Annotated in this window: 15 protein-coding genes; 5 read left to right on the top strand and 10 right to left on the bottom strand. The window is 69.8% G+C overall.

Going from position 1 to position 19,099, the window contains the following annotated elements; genetic code table 11:
* The first annotated feature begins 45 nt into the window (after positions 1-45).
* The gene (locus tag AC4D16_RS09225; RefSeq protein WP_490954756.1) at positions 46-3,318 is read left to right on the top strand and encodes a DEAD/DEAH box helicase; all 3,273 of its coding nucleotides are present in this window, start codon (positions 46-48) and stop codon (positions 3,316-3,318) included.
* Between the two features lie 80 nt (positions 3,319-3,398).
* On the opposite strand, the gene AC4D16_RS09220 is transcribed toward AC4D16_RS09225, so the two are convergent.
* From AC4D16_RS09220 to AC4D16_RS09185, 8 genes are all read right to left on the bottom strand, one after another.
* Positions 3,399-4,259 (bottom strand): alpha/beta fold hydrolase, encoded by an 861-nt coding sequence (locus AC4D16_RS09220; protein ID WP_490954755.1) that lies wholly within the window; start codon positions 4,257-4,259, stop codon positions 3,399-3,401.
* Between the two features lie 9 nt (positions 4,260-4,268).
* Complete coding sequence (locus AC4D16_RS09215; RefSeq protein ID WP_490954754.1) at positions 4,269-5,963, bottom strand: ABC transporter ATP-binding protein; 1,695 nt, start codon at positions 5,961-5,963, stop codon at positions 4,269-4,271.
* Complete coding sequence (locus AC4D16_RS09210; RefSeq protein ID WP_490950536.1) at positions 5,960-6,715, bottom strand: energy-coupling factor transporter transmembrane component T; 756 nt, start codon at positions 6,713-6,715, stop codon at positions 5,960-5,962. The genes AC4D16_RS09215 and AC4D16_RS09210 overlap by 4 nt, the downstream gene beginning before the upstream one ends.
* 3 nt (positions 6,716-6,718) lie before the next feature.
* Positions 6,719-7,555: an ECF transporter S component gene (locus AC4D16_RS09205; RefSeq protein ID WP_490950537.1), complete on the bottom strand. Its 837-nt coding sequence runs from the start codon at positions 7,553-7,555 to the stop codon at positions 6,719-6,721.
* Between the two features lie 198 nt (positions 7,556-7,753).
* Complete coding sequence (locus AC4D16_RS09200; RefSeq protein WP_490954753.1) at positions 7,754-8,797, bottom strand: nucleoside hydrolase; 1,044 nt, start codon at positions 8,795-8,797, stop codon at positions 7,754-7,756.
* Positions 8,794-9,465, bottom strand: coding sequence for a GntR family transcriptional regulator (locus AC4D16_RS09195; RefSeq protein ID WP_490950539.1), 672 nt, complete (start codon positions 9,463-9,465; stop codon positions 8,794-8,796). The genes AC4D16_RS09200 and AC4D16_RS09195 overlap by 4 nt, the downstream gene beginning before the upstream one ends.
* 112 nt (positions 9,466-9,577) lie before the next feature.
* A complete protein-coding gene (locus tag AC4D16_RS09190) occupies positions 9,578-12,418 on the bottom strand; it encodes an aconitate hydratase (protein ID WP_490950540.1) in 2,841 nt (946 codons plus the stop codon).
* Between the two features lie 93 nt (positions 12,419-12,511).
* Entirely contained in the window at positions 12,512-12,775 is a 264-nt protein-coding gene (locus tag AC4D16_RS09185) for a YegP family protein (protein ID WP_490950541.1), read from the bottom strand.
* A 228-nt stretch (positions 12,776-13,003) separates the two neighbouring features.
* Here AC4D16_RS09185 and AC4D16_RS09180 point away from each other — a divergent pair, with 228 nt between their 5' ends.
* A complete protein-coding gene (locus tag AC4D16_RS09180; RefSeq protein ID WP_490950542.1) occupies positions 13,004-13,291 on the top strand; it encodes a hypothetical protein in 288 nt (95 codons plus the stop codon).
* 121 nt (positions 13,292-13,412) lie between these two features.
* On the opposite strand, the gene AC4D16_RS09175 is transcribed toward AC4D16_RS09180, so the two are convergent.
* Entirely contained in the window at positions 13,413-14,171 is a 759-nt protein-coding gene (locus AC4D16_RS09175; protein ID WP_490954752.1) for an SDR family NAD(P)-dependent oxidoreductase, read from the bottom strand.
* Positions 14,172-14,356: 185 nt separating this feature from the next.
* On the opposite strand from AC4D16_RS09175, the gene fdhA reads away from it, so the two are divergent.
* From fdhA to AC4D16_RS09160, 3 genes are all read left to right on the top strand, one after another.
* A complete protein-coding gene (gene fdhA, locus AC4D16_RS09170; RefSeq protein WP_490950544.1) occupies positions 14,357-15,574 on the top strand; it encodes a formaldehyde dehydrogenase, glutathione-independent in 1,218 nt (405 codons plus the stop codon).
* Between the two features lie 422 nt (positions 15,575-15,996).
* Positions 15,997-16,671: a transglycosylase family protein gene (locus AC4D16_RS09165; protein ID WP_490954751.1), complete on the top strand. Its 675-nt coding sequence runs from the start codon at positions 15,997-15,999 to the stop codon at positions 16,669-16,671.
* 202 nt (positions 16,672-16,873) lie between these two features.
* On the top strand, positions 16,874-18,253 hold the full coding sequence (locus tag AC4D16_RS09160; RefSeq protein ID WP_490950546.1) for a short-chain fatty acid transporter: 1,380 nt from the start codon (positions 16,874-16,876) through the stop codon (positions 18,251-18,253).
* A gap of 42 nt (positions 18,254-18,295) precedes the next feature.
* On the opposite strand, the gene AC4D16_RS09155 is transcribed toward AC4D16_RS09160, so the two are convergent.
* A complete protein-coding gene (locus AC4D16_RS09155; RefSeq protein WP_490954750.1) occupies positions 18,296-18,994 on the bottom strand; it encodes a hypothetical protein in 699 nt (232 codons plus the stop codon).
* Between the last annotated feature and the right edge of the window lie 105 nt (positions 18,995-19,099).

Genomic DNA, 19,099 nt, shown 5'->3' with positions numbered 1-19,099 from the left:
TCCCCCGCGTGAGAGTATGAAATTATGCCCATTTCGCCTCACCCCATGGTCGATGTCACCGACATCATCAGGATCGTGGGCGGTGCGGCGTTCCAGCGTGGGCAGACCTACGCGAAGGACGGCGCGGTCAGCTCGCTCGCCTGGGACGCCGACTCCAAGATCCTCACCGGCAAGGTCCGCGGTTCCGCCCCTTCCGAGTACCGCACCAAGCTCCGCCTCGGAGTGAAGGGTGACGGCCGCTTCCGCCCCCTCGAGAACTTCTGCAGCTGCCCCATCGGCGCGGACTGCAAGCACGTGGCGGCCACAGCCCTGCAGAGCAACACCGAGAACGTCCTCGCGAAGCACGAGCAGGAGCTCGGGGCCAACCCCGCACCGCGCACGGCGGCGCCCGCCGGCTGGCAGGCGTCCCTCCTCGATCTGCTGGAGGGGGACCTCGAGCCGGCCGCGCCGGCGGCCCTGACACCGCTGGGACTGCAGTTCGAACTCCGGACCCCGGAGGTCGCCGTCCAGCGGTGGGGGTCGGCCGCCGAGCGCCAGGGGCAGCGCACGCTCAACACGCGCCTCGGCGTACGGCCCGTGAGCCAGAACGGCAAGGGCAAGTGGATCAAGAACAACCTGTCCTGGGGCAGCATCAGCTACCAGACGTACGGGCTGAAACTGGACGCCGACCAGCACCGCTGGTTCTCCCAGTTCCCGGCGCTGCACCGCGGCACCGGCGTCAACTACTTCGGCAACAATGACTCCTGGCTCTACCTCGACGACTTCAGCAACCCCCTCCTCTGGCAACTGCTCGAGGAGGCGGAGCGCCTCGGCATCGCGTTCGTCGGATCGAAGAAGTCCGTCACCATCGCGCTCGCCGGTCGCGCGATCCTCAAGCTGGACGCGACGGAGACCGAGGACGGGTCGCTGCAGCTGTGCCCTGCGCTGGACATCGACGGGCAGCCGCACCCCTCCGACACCGCCCACGTGATCAGCACGCACGGCATCTACACCGTGGCGCCGGATGACACGATCACGCTCGCGCCGACGTCCCGCCGACTGACGGCGAAGGACATCGAGTTGCTGCAGCGTGGGCGGCCCGTGGTGGTGCCGGAGGAGGAGAAGTCGCTCTTCCTGCAGGACTACTACCCGAAGCTGCGGCAGTCGATCGACGTGGACAGCAGTGACGGCAGCGTGGAGCTCCCCGAGATCCAGCCGCCGTCCCTCGTGCTCGTCACGGCCTACGGCCTTGAGGGCTCGGTGTCGCTCGACTGGCACTTCGACTACCCGCTCGGCGACGCCGTGCAGCGCCGGCCCCTGCGCAGGGGCGGGCCGGGCAGCGATGACGGCTACCGCGACGCCGACGCCGAGGACGCCCTCTCCGTCGCCGCGCGCCGGGTACTCGGGAGCATGCCGCTCCGGCAGGTCACGCTCCAGGACATGCAGGCCGTCGAGTTCGCGGAGGAGGTGCTGCCCGAGCTCGCCGCGCTCCCGGGTATCTCCATCGAAGTGGTCGGCGAGAAACCCGACTACCGGGAGCTGACGGAGACGCCGACCCTGCGGGTCAGCACCGTCGAGACGGACAACCGGGACTGGTTCGACCTCGGGGTCATGGTCACGGTCAGTGGCCGCACCATCCCCTTCGACTCGATCTTCCGGGCGCTCGCGCAGGGCCGCAAGAAGCTGAAGCTCGTGGACAACACGTACCTCTCGCTCGAGCAGCCCGTGTTCGACCAGCTCCGTGAACTGATCGAGGAAGCCCGCTCGCTGGCGGAGTGGGATCCCGAGTCGGGCCTGCAGATCAGCCGCTACCAGGCGGGGCTCTGGGCGGACTTCGAGGACCTCGCCGAGGAGACGGAGCAGGCGCAGTCCTGGCGCGACGCCGTCAGCGGTCTCCTGGAACTCTCCGACGTCGAGGCAACACCGGCGCCCGCCGGGCTCCAGGCGGAGATGCGGCCCTACCAGGCGGACGGCTTCAGCTGGCTCGCCTTCCTGTGGCGGCACCAGCTCGGCGGGGTCCTCGCCGACGACATGGGGCTCGGCAAGACCCTGCAGGCCCTGGCACTCATGGTCCACGCGCAGGAGACCACCGGGATCGACGCCCCGTTCCTCGTCGTCGCGCCCACCTCGGTGGTACCCAACTGGGGCAACGAGGCCCGGCGGTTCGCGCCCGGCCTGAAGGTGGTGACCGTCACCGACACCCAGGGCGCCTCGGGCGTGCCCGTGCGGGAGCAGGTGAGGGGCGCCGACGTCGTCATCACCTCCTACACGCTGTTCCGGCTCGACTTCCCGGCCTACCAGGAGCCCACGTGGGCCGGTCTGGTGCTCGACGAGGCCCAGTTCGTGAAGAACCGCGCGTCCAAGGTGCACCAGGCGGCCAAGGACTTCGATGCCCCGTTCAAGCTCGCGATCACCGGCACGCCCATGGAGAACAACCTCATGGAGCTGTGGTCCATGTTCGACATCGTGGCGCCGGGCCTCTTCCCCTCGGCCCGCAAGTTCACCGAGGACTACCGCACGCCCATCGAGAAGATCGGCGACAACCGGCCGCTCGTCCGGCTCCGCAAGCGCATCCGCCCGCTCATGATGCGCCGCACCAAGGAGGCCGTGGCCTCGGACCTCCCGCCGAAGCAGGAGCAGGTCCTCGAGGTGGAGCTGCACCCGGAGCACCGGCACATCTACGAGACCTACCTGCAGCGCGAACGGCAGAAGCTCCTCGGCCTGATCGAGGACATGAACCGCAACCGGATGATCGTCTTCCGGTCCCTGACGCTGCTGCGGATGCTCAGCCTCGACGCCTCGCTCGTCGACCCCGAGCACGAGGGCGTTCCCTCCGCCAAACTCGAAGTGCTCTTCGAGAACCTGGAGGGCATCATCGCCGAGGGCCACCGGGCGCTCGTGTTCAGTCAGTTCACGTCCTACCTGAAGAAGGCCGCCGAGCAGCTCGACGCCCGCGGCATCCCGTACGCCTACCTCGACGGATCCACCCGCAGCCGCGGTGACGTGATCGACTCCTTCAAGGAGGGCGACGCGCCCGTCTTCCTCATCAGCCTCAAGGCCGGTGGATTCGGGCTGAACCTCACGGAGGCGGACTACTGCTTCCTGCTGGACCCCTGGTGGAACCCTGCGTCCGAGGCCCAGGCAGTGGACCGGACCCACCGCATCGGCCAGACCAAGAACGTCATGGTCTACCGCATGGTGTCCAAGGGCACCATCGAGGAGAAGGTCATGAAGCTGAAGGAGCAGAAGGCGAAGCTGTTCACCTCGGTGATGGACGACGACGCCGTCTTCAGCTCGGCGCTGACCGCGGAGGACATCCGAGCCCTGCTCGACGTCTAGGCGCGCCCGGCCGCCTCCAGACGGCCTGCTGCCAGCCCAGACCGCTCGTCGCAGGGCAGGCGGTCGTCGTCGACGCGGGCTCAGTCGTCGTCGCGTCCGATGAGTGCCGGATCCAGCAGTTCGGCGAACGCCCGCGGCCTCGACGCGATCCACCAGTGGCCCCCCGGAACGGTGGTGACCGTGAGGTCGGGCACCCAGTCCTCGAGCCCGTCCACGAGCCGGGGCGAGAGGAACGGGTCCTTCAGCGGCACGATCACGTGGACGGGCAGCGTCACGCGCCGACGCCGTGGGAGCCTGACTGCGCCGCCCAGGTTCGCGCGGTAGAGGGCCAGCCCCCGGATGGGATCCTTGCCGACGTTGCGCCGTGCGGCGAACTCGTAGCGGCGGGTCATCACCGCGCGCCAGAACAGCTCGGGCAGCACCGGCAGCTGGAAGGCCGCGACGTACCAGCTCCGGAGCACCTGACCGACGCCCTCGGGCACGAGGCGCGGAGTACGGAGGCGTGCCCGTAGCCACTGCGAGAAGTGCCGGAGGTCCGGGCCGGAGATGCTCGTGAAGTCTACGACCAGCCCGTCGGCCCGCTCGTCCTGCACCACGGCCCATCCCTGGATGGAGCCCCAGTCGTGCCCCACGAGCCGGACGCCGTCGGGCGCGCCCACGGCGTCGAGCACCGTGAAGAGGTCGTCGAGGAGCTCCGGCAGGGTGAAGCCCGAGCCGCCCAGCGTCCTGGACCGGCCGGCGTTCCGCGTGTCGAAGGTGATCAGATGATGCGTCGACGCGAGTTCACGGATCACGGGCAGGTAGACGCGGTGGTCGTCGGGGTAGCCGTGCACCAACAGCAGGCTCGGTGTGCCCGGTTCGGGCTCCACGCCGTACTCGAAGACGGCGAGATCAGCGCCCGCCGAGCGGATGATGCGGAATCTCTCCCTCAGCGTGTCCATGCCCCAACCCTAGGTGCCCCGTGCCTCCCACGGGAGGTCGGCGGTCGCCGTGGACGGCGTGACCCGCCCGCGCTCCAGCCGGATGCTGCGGCCGGCGACGGTGTCGGCGAAGGCGTCGTCGTGCGTGGCCATGACCACGGCGCCGCCCGTCGACGCATGCTCGAGGACGAGTTCCGCCATGAGGGTGCGGGTGGGATCGTCGAGGCCCGCGGTCGGTTCGTCGAGCGCCCACACGCGCGGGCCGGTGGCCATGATGGAGGCGAGGGCCACGAGGCGCCGCTGGACGAACCCGAGCTCGTAGGGGTGTACCTGCTCCAGCGCAGCCAGCCCCACCCGCTCGAGCGCTGCTGACGCCCGGAGTGAGGCAGCAGCGCGGCGCTCGCCCGCGAGCAGCGGACCGTAGGAGACCTCGCGCAGCACGGTGCGCTCGAACAGCTGCTGGTCGGTGTCCTGGATGAGGTACCCCACGTGCCGGGCCAGGATGCCGGTCGGCTGCCGGGCGATTGTGACGCCGTCCACGACGACGGTCCCGGCGTCCGCCCTGCACAGCCCGTTGAGGTGCTGCAGCAGCGTGGACTTGCCGGATCCGTTGGCGCCGAGCACCGCCACGACCTCGCCCGTGCGGACCGAGAGATCGACGTCGCGGAGCCCGGCCGCTCCTCCGGACCCGCCTGCCCTGTCGGACCCCGCCGCCCTGTCGGACTCCACCGCCCTGTCGGACTCCACCGCCCTGTCGGACCCGGCCGCCCTGTCGGACCCGGCCGCTCCGCGTCGCTCGGGTCGGAGCAGCCGTCCGCGCTCGAAGGGGTAGGTGAAGCTGACGGACCGCATCGCCACCGCCACCTCTCCCGGCGCCGATCCGTCGGGCACGGTCTGCGGATCCGCGGACCCGGCCTGTGAGGAAAGGACGGCCGGACGAATGAGCGGACGGGCGGGGAGGCGCGGTGGCTCCCCCGCCGTCCCGATGCCGTACCGGCGCAGTCCCGCCCAGCGCGTCTCGGCAAGGGGTCCGGTGAACACGGCGCGGCCGTCGGCGAGGGCCACCACCCGGATGTCCGAGGGCGCCGTCCGGGGCAGGGTCGGTTCGCAGACGACGACGGCGGTGCCCCCGGCGCGCAGCATCTCGAGGGCCTCGGCGACTCCGGCCGCGGCGGCGCCGTCGAGCCCCTGGAAGGGCTCGTCGAGGATCAGCACCCGCGGGCGCTGGGCCACGGCCGCCGCGATGATGGTGCGCTGGAGCTGGCCTCCGGAGAGCCGGCGCGGATCCCGGTCGAGGAGCTCCGTGAGGTTCATGGCCGCAGCGATCTCCGCGACGAGGGTCCTCAGGTCCTCCGGAGCCACTCCACGGTTGGCGGATCCGAAGGCGATCTCCTCGGCGACGGTGGCCGACATCATGGACAGTTGCCCCCAGGAGCCCTGGGCCACGAACCCCACGCGCGCACTCCAGGCGGCGGGGTCGATCCGCGGATCCCCGGGGCTGCCGGTGAATCGGATGGTCTCGCCGTCGAGCGTGAGGCTCCCACGGAACGTGCAGCCGGCCTCGGACCCCGCCTGACCCGCGAGGAGGCGGGCGAGCGTCGTCTTCCCGGAGGAGGACGCACCGGCGATCACCACGTACTCCCCCGCCTGCACGGAGAGCCCGAGGTCCACGAGGAGCGGCACGCCGTCGTCGTAGGCGAAGGACTCGCTGACGAGGGAAATCATCCGATGACCTCGCGTCCGAGCCAGAGCACGGAGAACAGCCCGACCGCGACGAGCATCACCCGGCGTGCCATCCGCTGACGCCGCGAGTCGGTGTCAGCGACGTAGCTCGTGCGGACCCCGGGTGAGGAGAAACCGCGCGCAGCGAGCATGCGGTTACGCTCCGAGGCGTCGACGAGCAGCCCGATCACCAGCGGCGTGGTGACGGCCAGGAGGGCGCGGGCGCGGGTCAGCGGCCCGCGCCCCACCACGAGACCGCGTGCCTGCTGCGCGCGCGTGATCTGCCCTGCGCGGAGGGCGACGTGCGGGATGAGCCCGACGGCGGACCCGATGATGAAGACGAGCTTCCGGCTGACGCCCCGGTGGGTCATGGTGGCCAGGAGCTGCGGGACGTCGAGCGTCATGGCGACCGTCAGGAAGATCCCCGCGAAGACGCTCATGCGCAGGCCCATGAGCGCGGCGAACGTGAGACCCTCACCGGTGACCCGGGCCACGCCGAGATCGAGGAGCACGTCAGTGCCCTCGGGGAAGAACAGGCCGTGCAGCAGCAGCGTCGAGATCAGGAGCGGACCGGCGACGACGGCGACGGCCACGCCGATCTGCCGAGGTCGGCCGGAGAGCAGGATCGCGGGGAGGACGACGAGCAGCAGCACCGCCAGGGAGAACTGCCAGCGGTTCACGACGAGGACGAGCACCACCACCAGAGCTGCGGCGAGCAGTTCCGTGAGCGGGTTGTAGCTCCTTCGTCGTGGCATGCGTCAGGTCGCGGGGCTTCCGGCGTCGTGCCCGACCGCGCGGTCACCGCTCCGGACGCCGAGGACGCGGTGGGTCCTCGCGAAGGGGAACTGGCGGACGGCGCGGCGGGGCAGGGCATAGACGATCAGGGCGACGACGACGAACACGACGATCTTGTCCACGGAGTCCGAGAGCAGGCCCTGCTTGGTGGCGGCGACGAGCAGCTTGTCACCCATGGACCGGAAGACGGCGATGATCGCGTTGGTTCCCACCGTGCCGCCCCCGCCGAACATGAACGCGGCCACCGGGGCGGCGATGAGCCCGCCCACCGCGCCGACGACGAGCCCGGCCACGGGCGCCAGGTACACGTGGCGAAAGGCTCCGTACTTCGCGGCGAGCCCTGCGAGGACGCCGATCAGCGCCGCGCCGGCCGCGAAGGGCAGGGCGAAGGGGTTGAAGAGCCCCCACAGTGCGTTGCTGATGGCGCCCGTCGCGGCTCCGGCTGCGGGCCCTGCGAGGACGGCCACGAGCACCGTCCCGATGGCATCCAGGTAGATCTGCATGCCGAGCGAGCCGGCGATCTGACCGATCGCGATGTTCAGGGCGATGCCGATGGGCATGACGACGAGCGAGCTGGTGCTCAGCGTCGGCAGGATGCCCGCGACGAGGAGGGCGCCGCCGCCGAGGAATCCGAAGAGCACCACGAGGGAGGCGGTGCTGCCCATGCCGCCGGCGATCTCCGCGGGCTGAACGGTGACGAGGAAGAGGTAGGTGGCCGCGATGAGAACGGCACCGAGGATGATCAGCAGTCGGCGCGGCCGCTGTGTCGCGGGATCGGCTGCGAGGGTCAGGGGTGTCACGGTGGTCCTAGGGCGCGTCGGGGTGAGGTCAGCGCACCTCATGTCACCTCGGTGCCGGCCGGCAGCTACGCGGGCAGCCCCAGTGTACCGGCCGCTCACCCGGCGCAGCCGCGCGGTGGCGGGGCGGAGGCAGGTAGGGACAGGGCGGAGACGGGCAGAGACTGGCTCGCGTCGGGGTGGAAGCGGGGTCGGGCCGGGTCAGCCGTGCATGCGCGCGAGGTCCGCGAGTCGCTGCACCATGAGCTCGAACACCGCGGCAGGCTGGTTCCCCGTGACGATCCTCGCGTTCGGTCTGCGCTTCCACATGCCCACGGTGTCCGCGACGGTCTGGCCGATGGTCAGTGGCGAGGACGTCTCGACGTCCACCGTCGCGAGCCTCTCCTCGAAGGAGGCCTCGCCCGTGGCGACCATGACGGCGAAGAGGTCGTGGAGGTGCGCGATGTACCCCTGGTCGTACGCGCGGTGGAACTCCATGTAGAAGCGGAGGGCATCGGACACACAGGCGACGACGTCGTTGTCGCTCCCGCTGCGGAGCCCCGGCGGGTCCTCGGGTGAGAGCAGCTCCGGTCCCGCACCGGCAGCGCGCGCGAGGGCGTCGATGTGCGCGGGCGTGCACTCGATCCGCTCGGTGGTCTCGAGCGCGCAGACGATCGGGAGCTTCTCGACCGGCAGGCCCTCGTAGGCGGCGAAGACCTCCCGGGCCGCGTGCGGGTCCACGTGAATGTTCCACTCCGCCACCGGGGTGGTGTTCCCGGGGTGGTGGAAGGCCCCGCCCATGATGACGAGGCCCTTGAGGAGGTGGGGCAGCTCGGGCTCGGCCCGCAGGGCCAGCGCGAGGTTGGTCAGCGGTCCGGTCACCACCCCGGTGATCAGACCGGGGTGGCAGCGCACGGCCTCCACCCACACGTCCACGGCATGCCTGCCGGAGACACGGCCGCGGGGTTCCGGCAGCACGGCGTACCCGATGCCCTGGTCGCCGTGCGTCTCCTCCGTGGTCACGAGCGGCACCTCGAGGGGTACCTCGCTACCGATCGCCACCTCGACGCCCGCCTTTCCGCACAACTCGAGGAGGGCGAGGTTGTTGAGCGCCACCTGACGGGCGCCCACGTTCCCCGCCGTGCAGGTGATCGCCTCGATGCTCACCCCGGGGGTCGCCAGGAGGTACAGGAGCGCGACGGCGTCGTCGATGCCGGTGTCGACGTCGAGCAGGAGGCGGCTGCGCTCCGGGCGCCCCTCCGTCACGGCCGGTCCGCCGCGGTGGTGCGCAACAGCTCGAGGCGGAGGGTCCGAGCGGTCTCCAGGTGCCGCCGGGCGATGGTCCGGGCGTCATCACTGCGACGCTCCGCGATGGCGCTGATGAGCTCCTCGTGCTCCACGAGGACCTCCTGCCACCTGTCCCCCACGGACAGCGTGGACCGCGGCGTGTGGATGAGGTGCGTGGACAACCGCTGCAGCAGGTCCATCAGGATCGGGTTCCGCGCGGAGGCCCAGAGCGTGGTGTGGAACTCGAGGTTGTTGGTGACCCTCACGGTGTCATCGGGATCGACGACGGCGCGGTCACGCTCCAGCAGCGCCTCGAGCCGCATGAGATCGGCCGTGCCCCGGTTCAGGGCTGCCTGGCCCGCGGCCTCCTCCTCGAGCATGACGCGGAGGTCGTAGATCTGGATGACCTCCTGAGGGTCGATCTGCGGTACCTGCAGACCCCGTGCGGCGCGCTCGAGCAGGCGTTCGTGCTGCAGCCGGCTGAGAGCCTCCCGGACGGGCGTGCGGGAGACCCCGAACCGCTCGGAGATCACCACCTCCCGCAGCGCTGTGCCCGGCGGGTGCACCCCGGCGAGGATCTCGCTGCGGAGCACGCGGAAGATCGACTCGCCGTCGACGCGCGGTGACGCCTCTGTCGACTCGACCATGGATTTCCTCGCAGTGGGGACGGAACGGATGGGAGTGGTGCCGGTGGCCCGTCAGACGGGCCGGGCCGGGAGGTTTCCCTCCCGGCCCGGAACGCGCAGGTACAACCGGACGTCAGCTGGCGAGCTGGCGCAGCACGTACTGCAGGATGCCGCCGTTGCGGTAGTAGTCCGCTTCGCCCGGGGTGTCGATGCGCAGCACGGCGTCGAATTCCACCGGCGTGCCGCCGTCGGCGGGCGCCGCGGTCACGTGCACGGTGCGGGGCGTGCGGCCCTCGTTGAGCTCCGTGACACCGCTGACCGAGAACGTCTCGGTACCCGTGAGTCCGAGGGACTCGGCGTTCTGGCCCGCGGGGTACTGCAGCGGCAGCACGCCCATGCCGATGAGGTTGGAGCGGTGGATGCGCTCGTAGCTCTCGGCGACGACGGCCTTCACACCCAGCAGGGCGGTGCCCTTCGCAGCCCAGTCACGCGAGGACCCGGAGCCGTACTCCTTGCCCGCGAGGACCACGAGCGGGGTGCCCGCCGCGCGGTAGTTCTCCGCGGCGTCGTACACCGCGGCCTGCGGTGCGTCGGCCTGCGAGAAGTCCCGCGTGAACCCGCCCTCGACGCCGTCGAGCAGCTGGTTCTTGATCCGGATGTTCGCGAAGGTGCCGCGGATCATGACCTCGTGGTTGCCACGGCGTGAGCCGTAGGAGTTGAAGTCCTTGCGCTCCACACCCTTCTCGGTGAGGTACCGGCCGGCCGGGGTGTCGGACTTGAACGAACCCGCGGGCGAGATGTGGTCGGTGGTGACCGAGTCGCCGAGCTTCAGCAGGACACGCGCGCCGTCGATGTCCTCGACCGGGCTCGCCTCGCGCTGCAGGCCCTCGAAGTACGGGGGCTTCCGCACGTACGTGGACTCGGGATCCCAGGCGAAGGTGTCGCCGGCGGGCGTCGGCAGCGACTTCCAGCGGTCGTCGCCCTCGAAGATGGTCGCGTAGCTCGAGGTGAACATGTCCTCGTCGATGGACTCGTCGATGACCTTCTGCACCTCGACCGGGTTCGGCCAGATGTCCTTCAGGAACACGTCCGTGCCCGACTCGTCCTGGCCGAGGGGCTCGTTGTCGAAGTCGAAGTCCATGGTGCCGGCCAGGGCGTAGGCGACCACCAGTGGCGGTGAGGCCAGGTAGTTCATCTTGACGTCCGGGTTGATGCGGCCCTCGAAGTTCCGGTTGCCGGACAGGACGGCCGTGACCGCGAGGTCGTTGTCCTGGATGGCCTGCGAGATCTCGTCCTCGAGCGGACCCGAGTTGCCGATGCAGGTGGCGCAGCCGTAACCCACGGTGAAGAAGCCGAGCTTCTCGAGGTACGGGATCAGGCCCGACTTCTCGTAGTAGTCGGTGACGACCTTCGAGCCCGGCGCCACGGAGGTCTTGACCCACGGCTTGGACACGAGGCCCTTCTCGACCGCGTTGCGTGCCAGCACGGCGGCGGCGAGCATGACGGACGGGTTGGACGTGTTGGTGCACGAGGTGATCGACGCGATGCTGACGATCCCGTGGTCGAGCTCGAACTCGCGGCCGTCCTTCATGCTGACGGCTACCTTCTTCGACGGGCGTGAACCACCTGCACCGGCGCCGACGGTCTCCCGTGGCTCCGAGTTCTCGTCCGTGACGGATGCGGTGGTACCCGGGGTGAAGCTCGGGGAGTCGGACGCGGGGAAGCTCTCCTGCGAGGACTCGTCGACGGTGCCGCCCGGCGCGAACGTCAGGTCGGGGTCGTCCGAGTAGTTGCGCAGGTCCTCGCGGAACTGACTCTTGGCCTTCGTGAGCTCCACGCGGTCCTGCGGGCGCTTCGGGCCGGCGATCGAGGGCACGACGGTCGAGAGGTCCAGCTCGAGGTACTCGGAGAAGCGGATCTCGCGGGAGGGGTCGTGCCAGAGGCCCTGCTCCTTGGCGTAGGCCTCGACCAGCGCCACGTTCTCGGCGGGCCGGCCGGTGAGGCGCAGGTAGTCGAGGGTGACGTCGTCGATCGGGAACATGGCGGCCGTGGAGCCGAACTCCGGGCTCATGTTGCCGATCGTGGCGCGGTTCGCGAGCGGCACGGACGCCACGCCCTGGCCGTAGAACTCGACGAACTTGCCGACCACGCCGTGCTTGCGCAGGATCTGGGTGATGGTGAGCACCACGTCCGTGGCCGTGGCTCCCGCGGGGATCTCTCCGGTGAGCTTGAAGCCGACGACGCGCGGGATGAGCATGGAGACGGGCTGGCCGAGCATGGCCGCCTCGGCCTCGATGCCGCCCACGCCCCAGCCGAGCACGCCGAGGCCGTTGACCATGGTGGTGTGCGAGTCGGTACCCACGCAGGTGTCGGGGTAGGCACGGAGCACGCCGTCCACCTCGCGGGTCATGACGGTGCGCGCCAGGTACTCGAGGTTGACCTGGTGGACGATACCCATCCCCGGGGGGACGACCTTGAAGTCGTCGAACGCCGTCTGGCCCCACCGGAGGAACTGGTAGCGCTCGCCGTTGCGCTGGTACTCGATCTCCATGTTCCGCTCGAGCGCACCGGCGTTGCCGAAGGCGTCGATCTGCACGGAGTGGTCGATGACCATCTCGGCGGGCGCAAGCGGGTTGACGCGCGTCGGGTCGCCGCCGAGGTCGGCGACGGCCTCACGCATGGTGGCGAGGTCCACGATGCAGGGGACGCCCGTGAAGTCCTGCATGATCACGCGGGCCGGCGTGAACTGGATCTCGGTGTCCGGCTCGGCGTCCGCGTCCCACTGGGCGAGGGCGCGCACGTGGTCGGCCGTGATGTTGGCACCGTCTTCGGTGCGCAGCAGGTTCTCCAGCAGTACCTTGAGGCTGAACGGAAGATTGTCGGCGCCGTCAACCGCGCCCAGTCGGAAAATTTCGTACTCGGCACCGGCGACGTCGAGGACGCCTTTCGCACCGAATGAGTCCGCAGTCGACATGACGTTGGCTCCCTTCAGAGGTTGTGGAATACCTTCATACTAAGCCACGCCTACCCGCACTGTATACAGTCGTACACCGAAGCGTACGGCGCGTCACCTCCGGGACTGGACGGCGATCGACTCCTCGGGAAGGGCATCCGCGCCGAACAGCAACTCGTCCTGCTCCGGGGAGACCTGGCGGCTGTGGTCGACGATCGGGCCGGTGCCTGCGATCTCGCGGATCATCTCGATTCCGGCGATCGCTTCCTGCTTCGAGGCATAGAAGGTGGAGACCGCCACGAGGGTTCCGTCGGGGGCGGTCAGCTTCACCCGGAAACCGTCGTCGTGAGCGTCCACCAGTTTGAAGTATCCAGCCATCGTCCTACCTCCTTGTAAGGGGCTTCTTCATCTGCGGTCCCCCATCATAAGCACACTGACCGCCTCGGATCCGGCGCCGATCAGGGCTTGAAACACGCCGTGCGTCCGGGAAGATCAGGAGCATGGGAACCTGTTCCACAGTGTTGCCCACGCCACCCCCACTTCCGGGCGGCACGTGCGGTGGGCCGCCCGGCACCGGCCGGCCCCACCGGGACCCGAAGGAGCACCATGACCGAGCCCACCGACGCCCGTCCGAGCGACGGCCACCCCGCTGCCGACCGGCGGGAGCACGTCCTCGATCCATCGGCGGGCGCCGCCGGCCACGGCTCCGCCACCATCCGCGACGAGCAGTCCACCCACGAGGCCGGAGCTGTTCCCGCCGCCTTCACCGGGGCCGACTCCCCCGCGGAGGACGCCACCGGTACCGGTACCGGCGCGGACGACGACGGCGGGCAGTCCCGCCCGGAGGAGTCGCAGGAGCCCGACGGCTGGGACAGCGCAGCGCACCGCTCCTGAGCGGGCGGGACACGGTGGCGCGGAGCGGCGCCGTGTATCAGCGGACGCGGCCCGACGACGCGGTGCGGCTCAGCGATGCGGCCCAGCGACGCTCCTCGGCGACCCGGATCAGCGGCGCTCCTCAGCGACCCCGCTGCGCGAGGCGCGCCACGATCGACGCCGGCACCACGCGGGCGAGCGCCACGAGGACCCGGTACCGCGCACTGGGGATCGAGACCGCCTTGCCGGCCGCGGCATCGCGAAGCCCTTCGGCGACCACCTGGGCCGCCCCGAGCCACAGGAAGGACGGGATGGACGACGTCTCCACGCCCATCCTCTGGTGGAACTCGGTGCGGACGAAGCCCGGACACAGTGCCGTCACCCGGACGCCGTCGGCCCGGTAGGTGATGTTCGCCCACCGGCTGAAGCTGATCATCGCGGCCTTCGCCGCACCGTAGGTGCCCCGCGGGGTGAAGCCCGCCACGCTCGCGACGTTGATGATCGTGCCCGAGCCGTGCGCCCTCATGGTCGCCAGCGCCGTGTGCGCCAGCGCCAGGGGGACCTCGACGTGGATCCTGAGGTGCCGGATCTCGTCGTCGAGCGTGTTGTCCGCGAACGGGAGGGCCACCCCGTAGCCCGCGTTGTTCACGAGCACCGTCACCGGACGGTCCGTGCGGGCCAGGCGCTCCTGCACCCGGGCCCGTCCGGCGTCGTCGAGCAGGTCCGCGGTGATCGTCTCGACGTCGACACCCCAGCGCTCGCGCAGCTCTTCCGCCACGTTGCGCAGGCGTTCGTCCGTGCGCGCCACGAGGACGAGCGCATGCCCGTCCGCGGCGAGCCGGCGGGCGAACTCGGCCCCGATGCCCGAGGTGCCACCCGTGACGAGCGCGGTCCGTGTCATGAGCCCATACTCTTCCCCGCCCGTCCGGCGCACAAGACGACCGCCTCGCCGAGGGCCGTATCGCCGTGGCTCGCCAGCCTGTACGTTGGCCCCATCGGCGGGCACAGCAGGCACGACGGCGAAGCCCGCGGGTTCCGACGCCCGGGTCCACCGGGCGGTTCGACGCACCACGAAAGGCGAGTTCCATGAGCGGTAACAGAGCTGTTGCGTACAAGGGACCGGGGAAGGTCGAGGTCATCGACATCGACTACCCCACGTTCGAACTCAAGGACGGGCCGGGGGTGAACCCGGCCAACGTGGGCCGCTCGGTCCACCACGGCGTGATCCTGAAGACGGTGACCACCAACATCTGCGGCTCGGACCAGCACATGGTCCGGGGACGCACCACGGCGCCCGCGGACCTCGTGCTCGGCCACGAGATCACGGGTGAAGTGGTCGAGGTGGGGCGCGACGTCGAATTCATCAAGGTGGGTGACATCTGCTCCGTGCCGTTCAACATCGCGTGCGGCCGGTGCCGCAACTGCAAGGAACGCAAGACGGGCATCTGCCTCAACGTGAACCCGGACCGGCCGGGCAGCGCGTACGGCTACGTGGACATGGGCGGCTGGGTCGGCGGGCAGGCCGAGTACGTGCTGGTCCCCTACGCCGACTGGAACCTGCTGAAGTTCCCGGACCGGGACCAGGCGCTCGAGAAGATCCTCGACCTCACCATGCTGTCCGACATCTTCCCCACGGGCTTCCACGGCGCCGTCACCGCCGGTGTCGGCGTCGGGTCCACCGTGTACGTGGCGGGTGCGGGGCCCGTGGGCCTGGCCGCCGCCGTGTCGGCACAGCTGCTCGGCGCCGCCGTGGTGATCGTCGGCGACCTCAACGAGGACCGCCTGGCGCAGGCCCGGAGCTTCGGCTGCGAGACCGTGGACGTCTCGAAGGGCGATCCACGCGACCAGATCGAGCAGTTGCTCGGCGTGCCGGAGGTGGACTGCGGCGTGGACGCCGTGGGCTTCGAAGCGCGCGGACACGGGTCCGGCTCGGGCACGGAGGCTCCCGCGACGGTGCTGAACTCGCTCATGGACGTGACGGCGGCGGGCGGGGCACTCGGCATACCCGGGCTCTACGTCACCGGGGACCCGGGAGCAGTGGACGACGCCGCGAAGGTGGGCTCGCTCTCGATCAGCCTCGGGACGGGGTGGGCGAAGTCGCTCTCCTTCACCACCGGTCAGTGCCCGGTGATGAAGTACAACCGCGGTCTGATGATGGCGATCCTCCACGACCGCGTTCATATCGCGAAAGCGGTCAACGCAAAGTCGATCGGGCTCGACGAGGCGCCGCGCGGCTACGAGGAGTTCGACGCCGGAGCGGCCACCAAGTACGTCCTCGATCCGCACGGCTACGTAGCGGCCTGACCACGACCTGACCGCCCCCGAGCGCGACCGCGGGAGGAAGCGCCGAGAGGGCCCGGATCCGCAGGATCCGGGCCTTTTCCGCGTGTTCATCTCGACTCTGGCGCTCGGAGAAGCGTCAGTGTGGCAGACAAAGTTCATATTCGCCAGCTCTTTTCCCTCATCTTCGAGCGATGTCAAGCGGCGCGCCGTACCGGTTTGGCATCAAATCAGAATTGCTTTACGGTGGGACGAGTTCCCCGTCCGGGGAAGCGAATGAGCTGCAGAAAATCAGGCAGCGATGAATGCCCGGCACCGCCCTCCACCGCTCGTTGCTCAACCGGCGGCTGCCGAACCATGACCTCTAGAACGTCAAGGTGAGCAGCGGCGCGAAGAAGTCCGGGGACGGACCTAGTGCGGGTGGCCTTTCGGAGCATCGTAACCCCATGAAAACAACCTCTTTCAGCACAGGCGCCCGTCGCGGACTCGCAGCAGTGGCCCTCACCGGCCTCGGCCTCGGCGCAGCAGCCGGTGCAGCCAACGCAGACACCTGGGACCAGCTCGCGCAGTGCGAGAGCGGCGGGAACTGGAGCATCAACACGGGTAACGGCTACCTCGGTGGCCTGCAGTTCTCGCAGTCCAGCTGGAACGCAGCCGGCGGTACGGGCTCGCCCGCCGCCGCGAGCGTCGCCGAGCAGAAGCGCGTCGCCGCGAACCTCCAGCAGATGCAGGGCTGGGGCGCCTGGCCCGCCTGCTCCGCCAAGCTCGGTCTGACCTCCGGGTCGTCCACCGCCGTCGGCGGCTCGCAGGGTGCAGCCGCGCAGGCTCCCGTTCAGGTCCAGCAGGTCCAGCAGGCACCCGTCCAGGTGCAGCAGGTCCAGCAGGCTCCCGTCGTCCAGGCACCGGTCGTCCAGGCACCGGTCGTCCAGGCACCGGTGGCCCAGGCTCCCGTCGCCCTGAGCGGCGAGACCTACACCATCCAGTCCGGCGACACGCTCAGCTCGATCGCCACGAAGCTCGGCGTCGAGGGTGGCTGGCAGGCCCTGTTCGCCGCCAACGCCGACACCGTGATCCACCAGGACCTCATCTTCACCGGTGCGGTCCTGCAGCTCCCGGCCTGATCCGAGGCTTGTGAGCTCGCGCTCCTCCTGACCCGAAGCGCCGACGGCGCTGAGGGTCACCACGCGGCATCCGGCCGACGAGGCATGTTCCTCGAGGCCGGGTGCCGCGTTCTGCGTTGAGGGCCCTAGCACTACAGTGGAGCGCGGCATCGGCGTTCCGGCGGTGCCGACAGACGACGACGTCACTCGAGGAGTCTCCACGATGCCCGCCATGAAGTCCCCCTCCGCCCCGCGCCGATCCACGGTGTCGGCCGTGATGCGCCCGGTCAACACCCTGGTGGAGCGGTTCATCCCCAGCGCTCTGGTCTTCGCCGTCGTCCTGACGTTCGTGGTGGCGATCGCCGCCCTCCTGCTCACGGATGCCGGACCCGTCGAAGTGATCGACGGGTGGGGTGACGGCCTGGCCGGCCTCCTGGCCTTCATGACGCAGATGGCGTTGATCCTGCTGCTCGGCCACGCACTCGCGCACACCGGACCCGTGCGCAGATTGCTCACGCGCCTGGGCGCCGTCCCGCGGACAGCGGTGCAGGCCTACGTGTTCGTGTTCGTCGTCGCGGCCGTCGCGTCCCTCATCACGTGGGGGCTCGGACTGGTCATCGGTGGGCTGCTCGCCAAGGAGGTCGCTGCGCAGGCCCGGGAGAAGGGCCTTCGCCTGCACTTCCCCCTGCTGGTGGCCTCGGGCTTCTCCGGGTTCGTGGTGTGGCACATGGGCTACTCCGGCTCCGGCCCGCTGACCGCGGCCACCGAGGGCTCCTTCATCGCGGAACAGGTGGGCCGCACCGTTCCCGTCTCCGAGACCACCTTCTCCTGGTGGAACATCACCGCCGCAGTCGCCACGATCGTGCTCGTCGCCGGAGCGCTGGCGCTCGTCGCACCCAAGGGCACCGACGCCGTCACGGAGCTGCCGTTCGACGCCCGGACCACGGACGACGTCCACCTCGAGGACGAGGTGCTCACGCCCGCCGACCGTCTCGACGCCAGCCGCATCCTGACCAGCCTCGTAGGTCTCGCGCTGGTCGCGTATCTGGTGATCCACTACGTACAGGGCGGGACGGCGACGCTGGACATCGTCAACTGGACGTTCCTCGCCCTGTTGTTCCTCCTGGTGCGCAGCCCGTTCGAACTGATCGCACTCACGAAGAACGCCGCTGCGAACGTCGGGGAGATCCTCCTGCAGTTCCCCCTCTACGCCGGCATCATGGGCATCATGGGCTCCACCGGGCTCATCGGGATCCTCTCGGACGGGATCGTCGGCATCGCGACGCCTGGGAGCTTCGGCCTGCTGGCGCTGCTGTCCGCCGGGCTCGTCAACTTCTTCGTCCCCTCCGGCGGCGGTCAGTTCGCCGTCCAGGCCCCGATCATGCTCGACGCCGCCAGTCGTCTGGGCGTGGATCCCGCCGTGGCGATCATGGCTGTGTCCTACGGCGATCAGTGGACCAACATGATCCAGCCCTTCTGGGCGCTTCCCCTGTTGGCGATCGCCGGGCTGAAGATGCGGGACATCCTCGGCTACACGATGGTGACGCTGATCGTTTCGGGCCTCGTGTTCGCCGTCACCATGCTGGTCGTGGGCGCCGGCTGAGGTGACTCCGCGTCAGCCGACTCCGCGTCGGCCGACTCCGCGTCAGCTGCAGGAGGTCGCGTCGACGTCGATCCCCAGGTTGTGCGGCACCGCGTAGTCGCGGTCCGGTGTGGAGTACGCCACCACGATGTTGTCGGCGCTGCCATGCGTGACTCCCTCGGCCAGCTCGACGGTCACGATGATGTTCACGTGCGCATCGGGCTTCATCTGGTACCCCGCGGCGGGGACCGGCGGGCCAATGGGCTCCGGTGCCGCCGTGGGAGTCGGCGCGGCTGTGTGCTCCTCGTGGGCACTGCCCGGGGCGTCCGGGTGGTTGTGGCCCTCGCGATTGGCCGTCTGGACCATCGAGGAGATGACGTTCAGCCCCTCGGGATTGCCGAGCGCCATCTCACCGAACGTGAACGTCTCGAGCGTGGGGTTGTGGAGCATCACGGTGTAGCGCAACCGGCTGTCATCGGGCTGTACGCCGCAGAGGTCCGCCCCGTCGATCCCGACGTTGAGCGGATCCTCACCGAGGTCCGCGCCGATGGGCGCCGCAGCCGCACCGCCGTCGGCCGTCGCGGGCCCGGCGGGTTGCACCTGCGGTGCACTGTCCGTGTTGACCCCGAGCGGATTCTCCTCGACCGATCCGCAACCGGCGAGCGCGAGGAGGGCCACGAGCCCGAGAGCGGCGGTGGAACCCCGGCGCCGGACGGTCAGGGCACGCTCCGGTGTTCTCGTGAGTGCTTGTGGGAGTGTCAACGCTCGACCCATCGTCGGTGGACCGCACCGGACGGACCTCCGGCGCTGCTGGCTGTGATGATGGCTGTGATTCGTGGCACAGGCCCTTCCGGCTTGGTGGCTCCT

This window comes from Arthrobacter sp. TJ-236 (genome assembly GCF_058269235.1).
The sequence above is the reverse complement of the archived record's forward strand: the minus strand, read 5'-3'. Positions and strand labels throughout refer to the sequence as shown.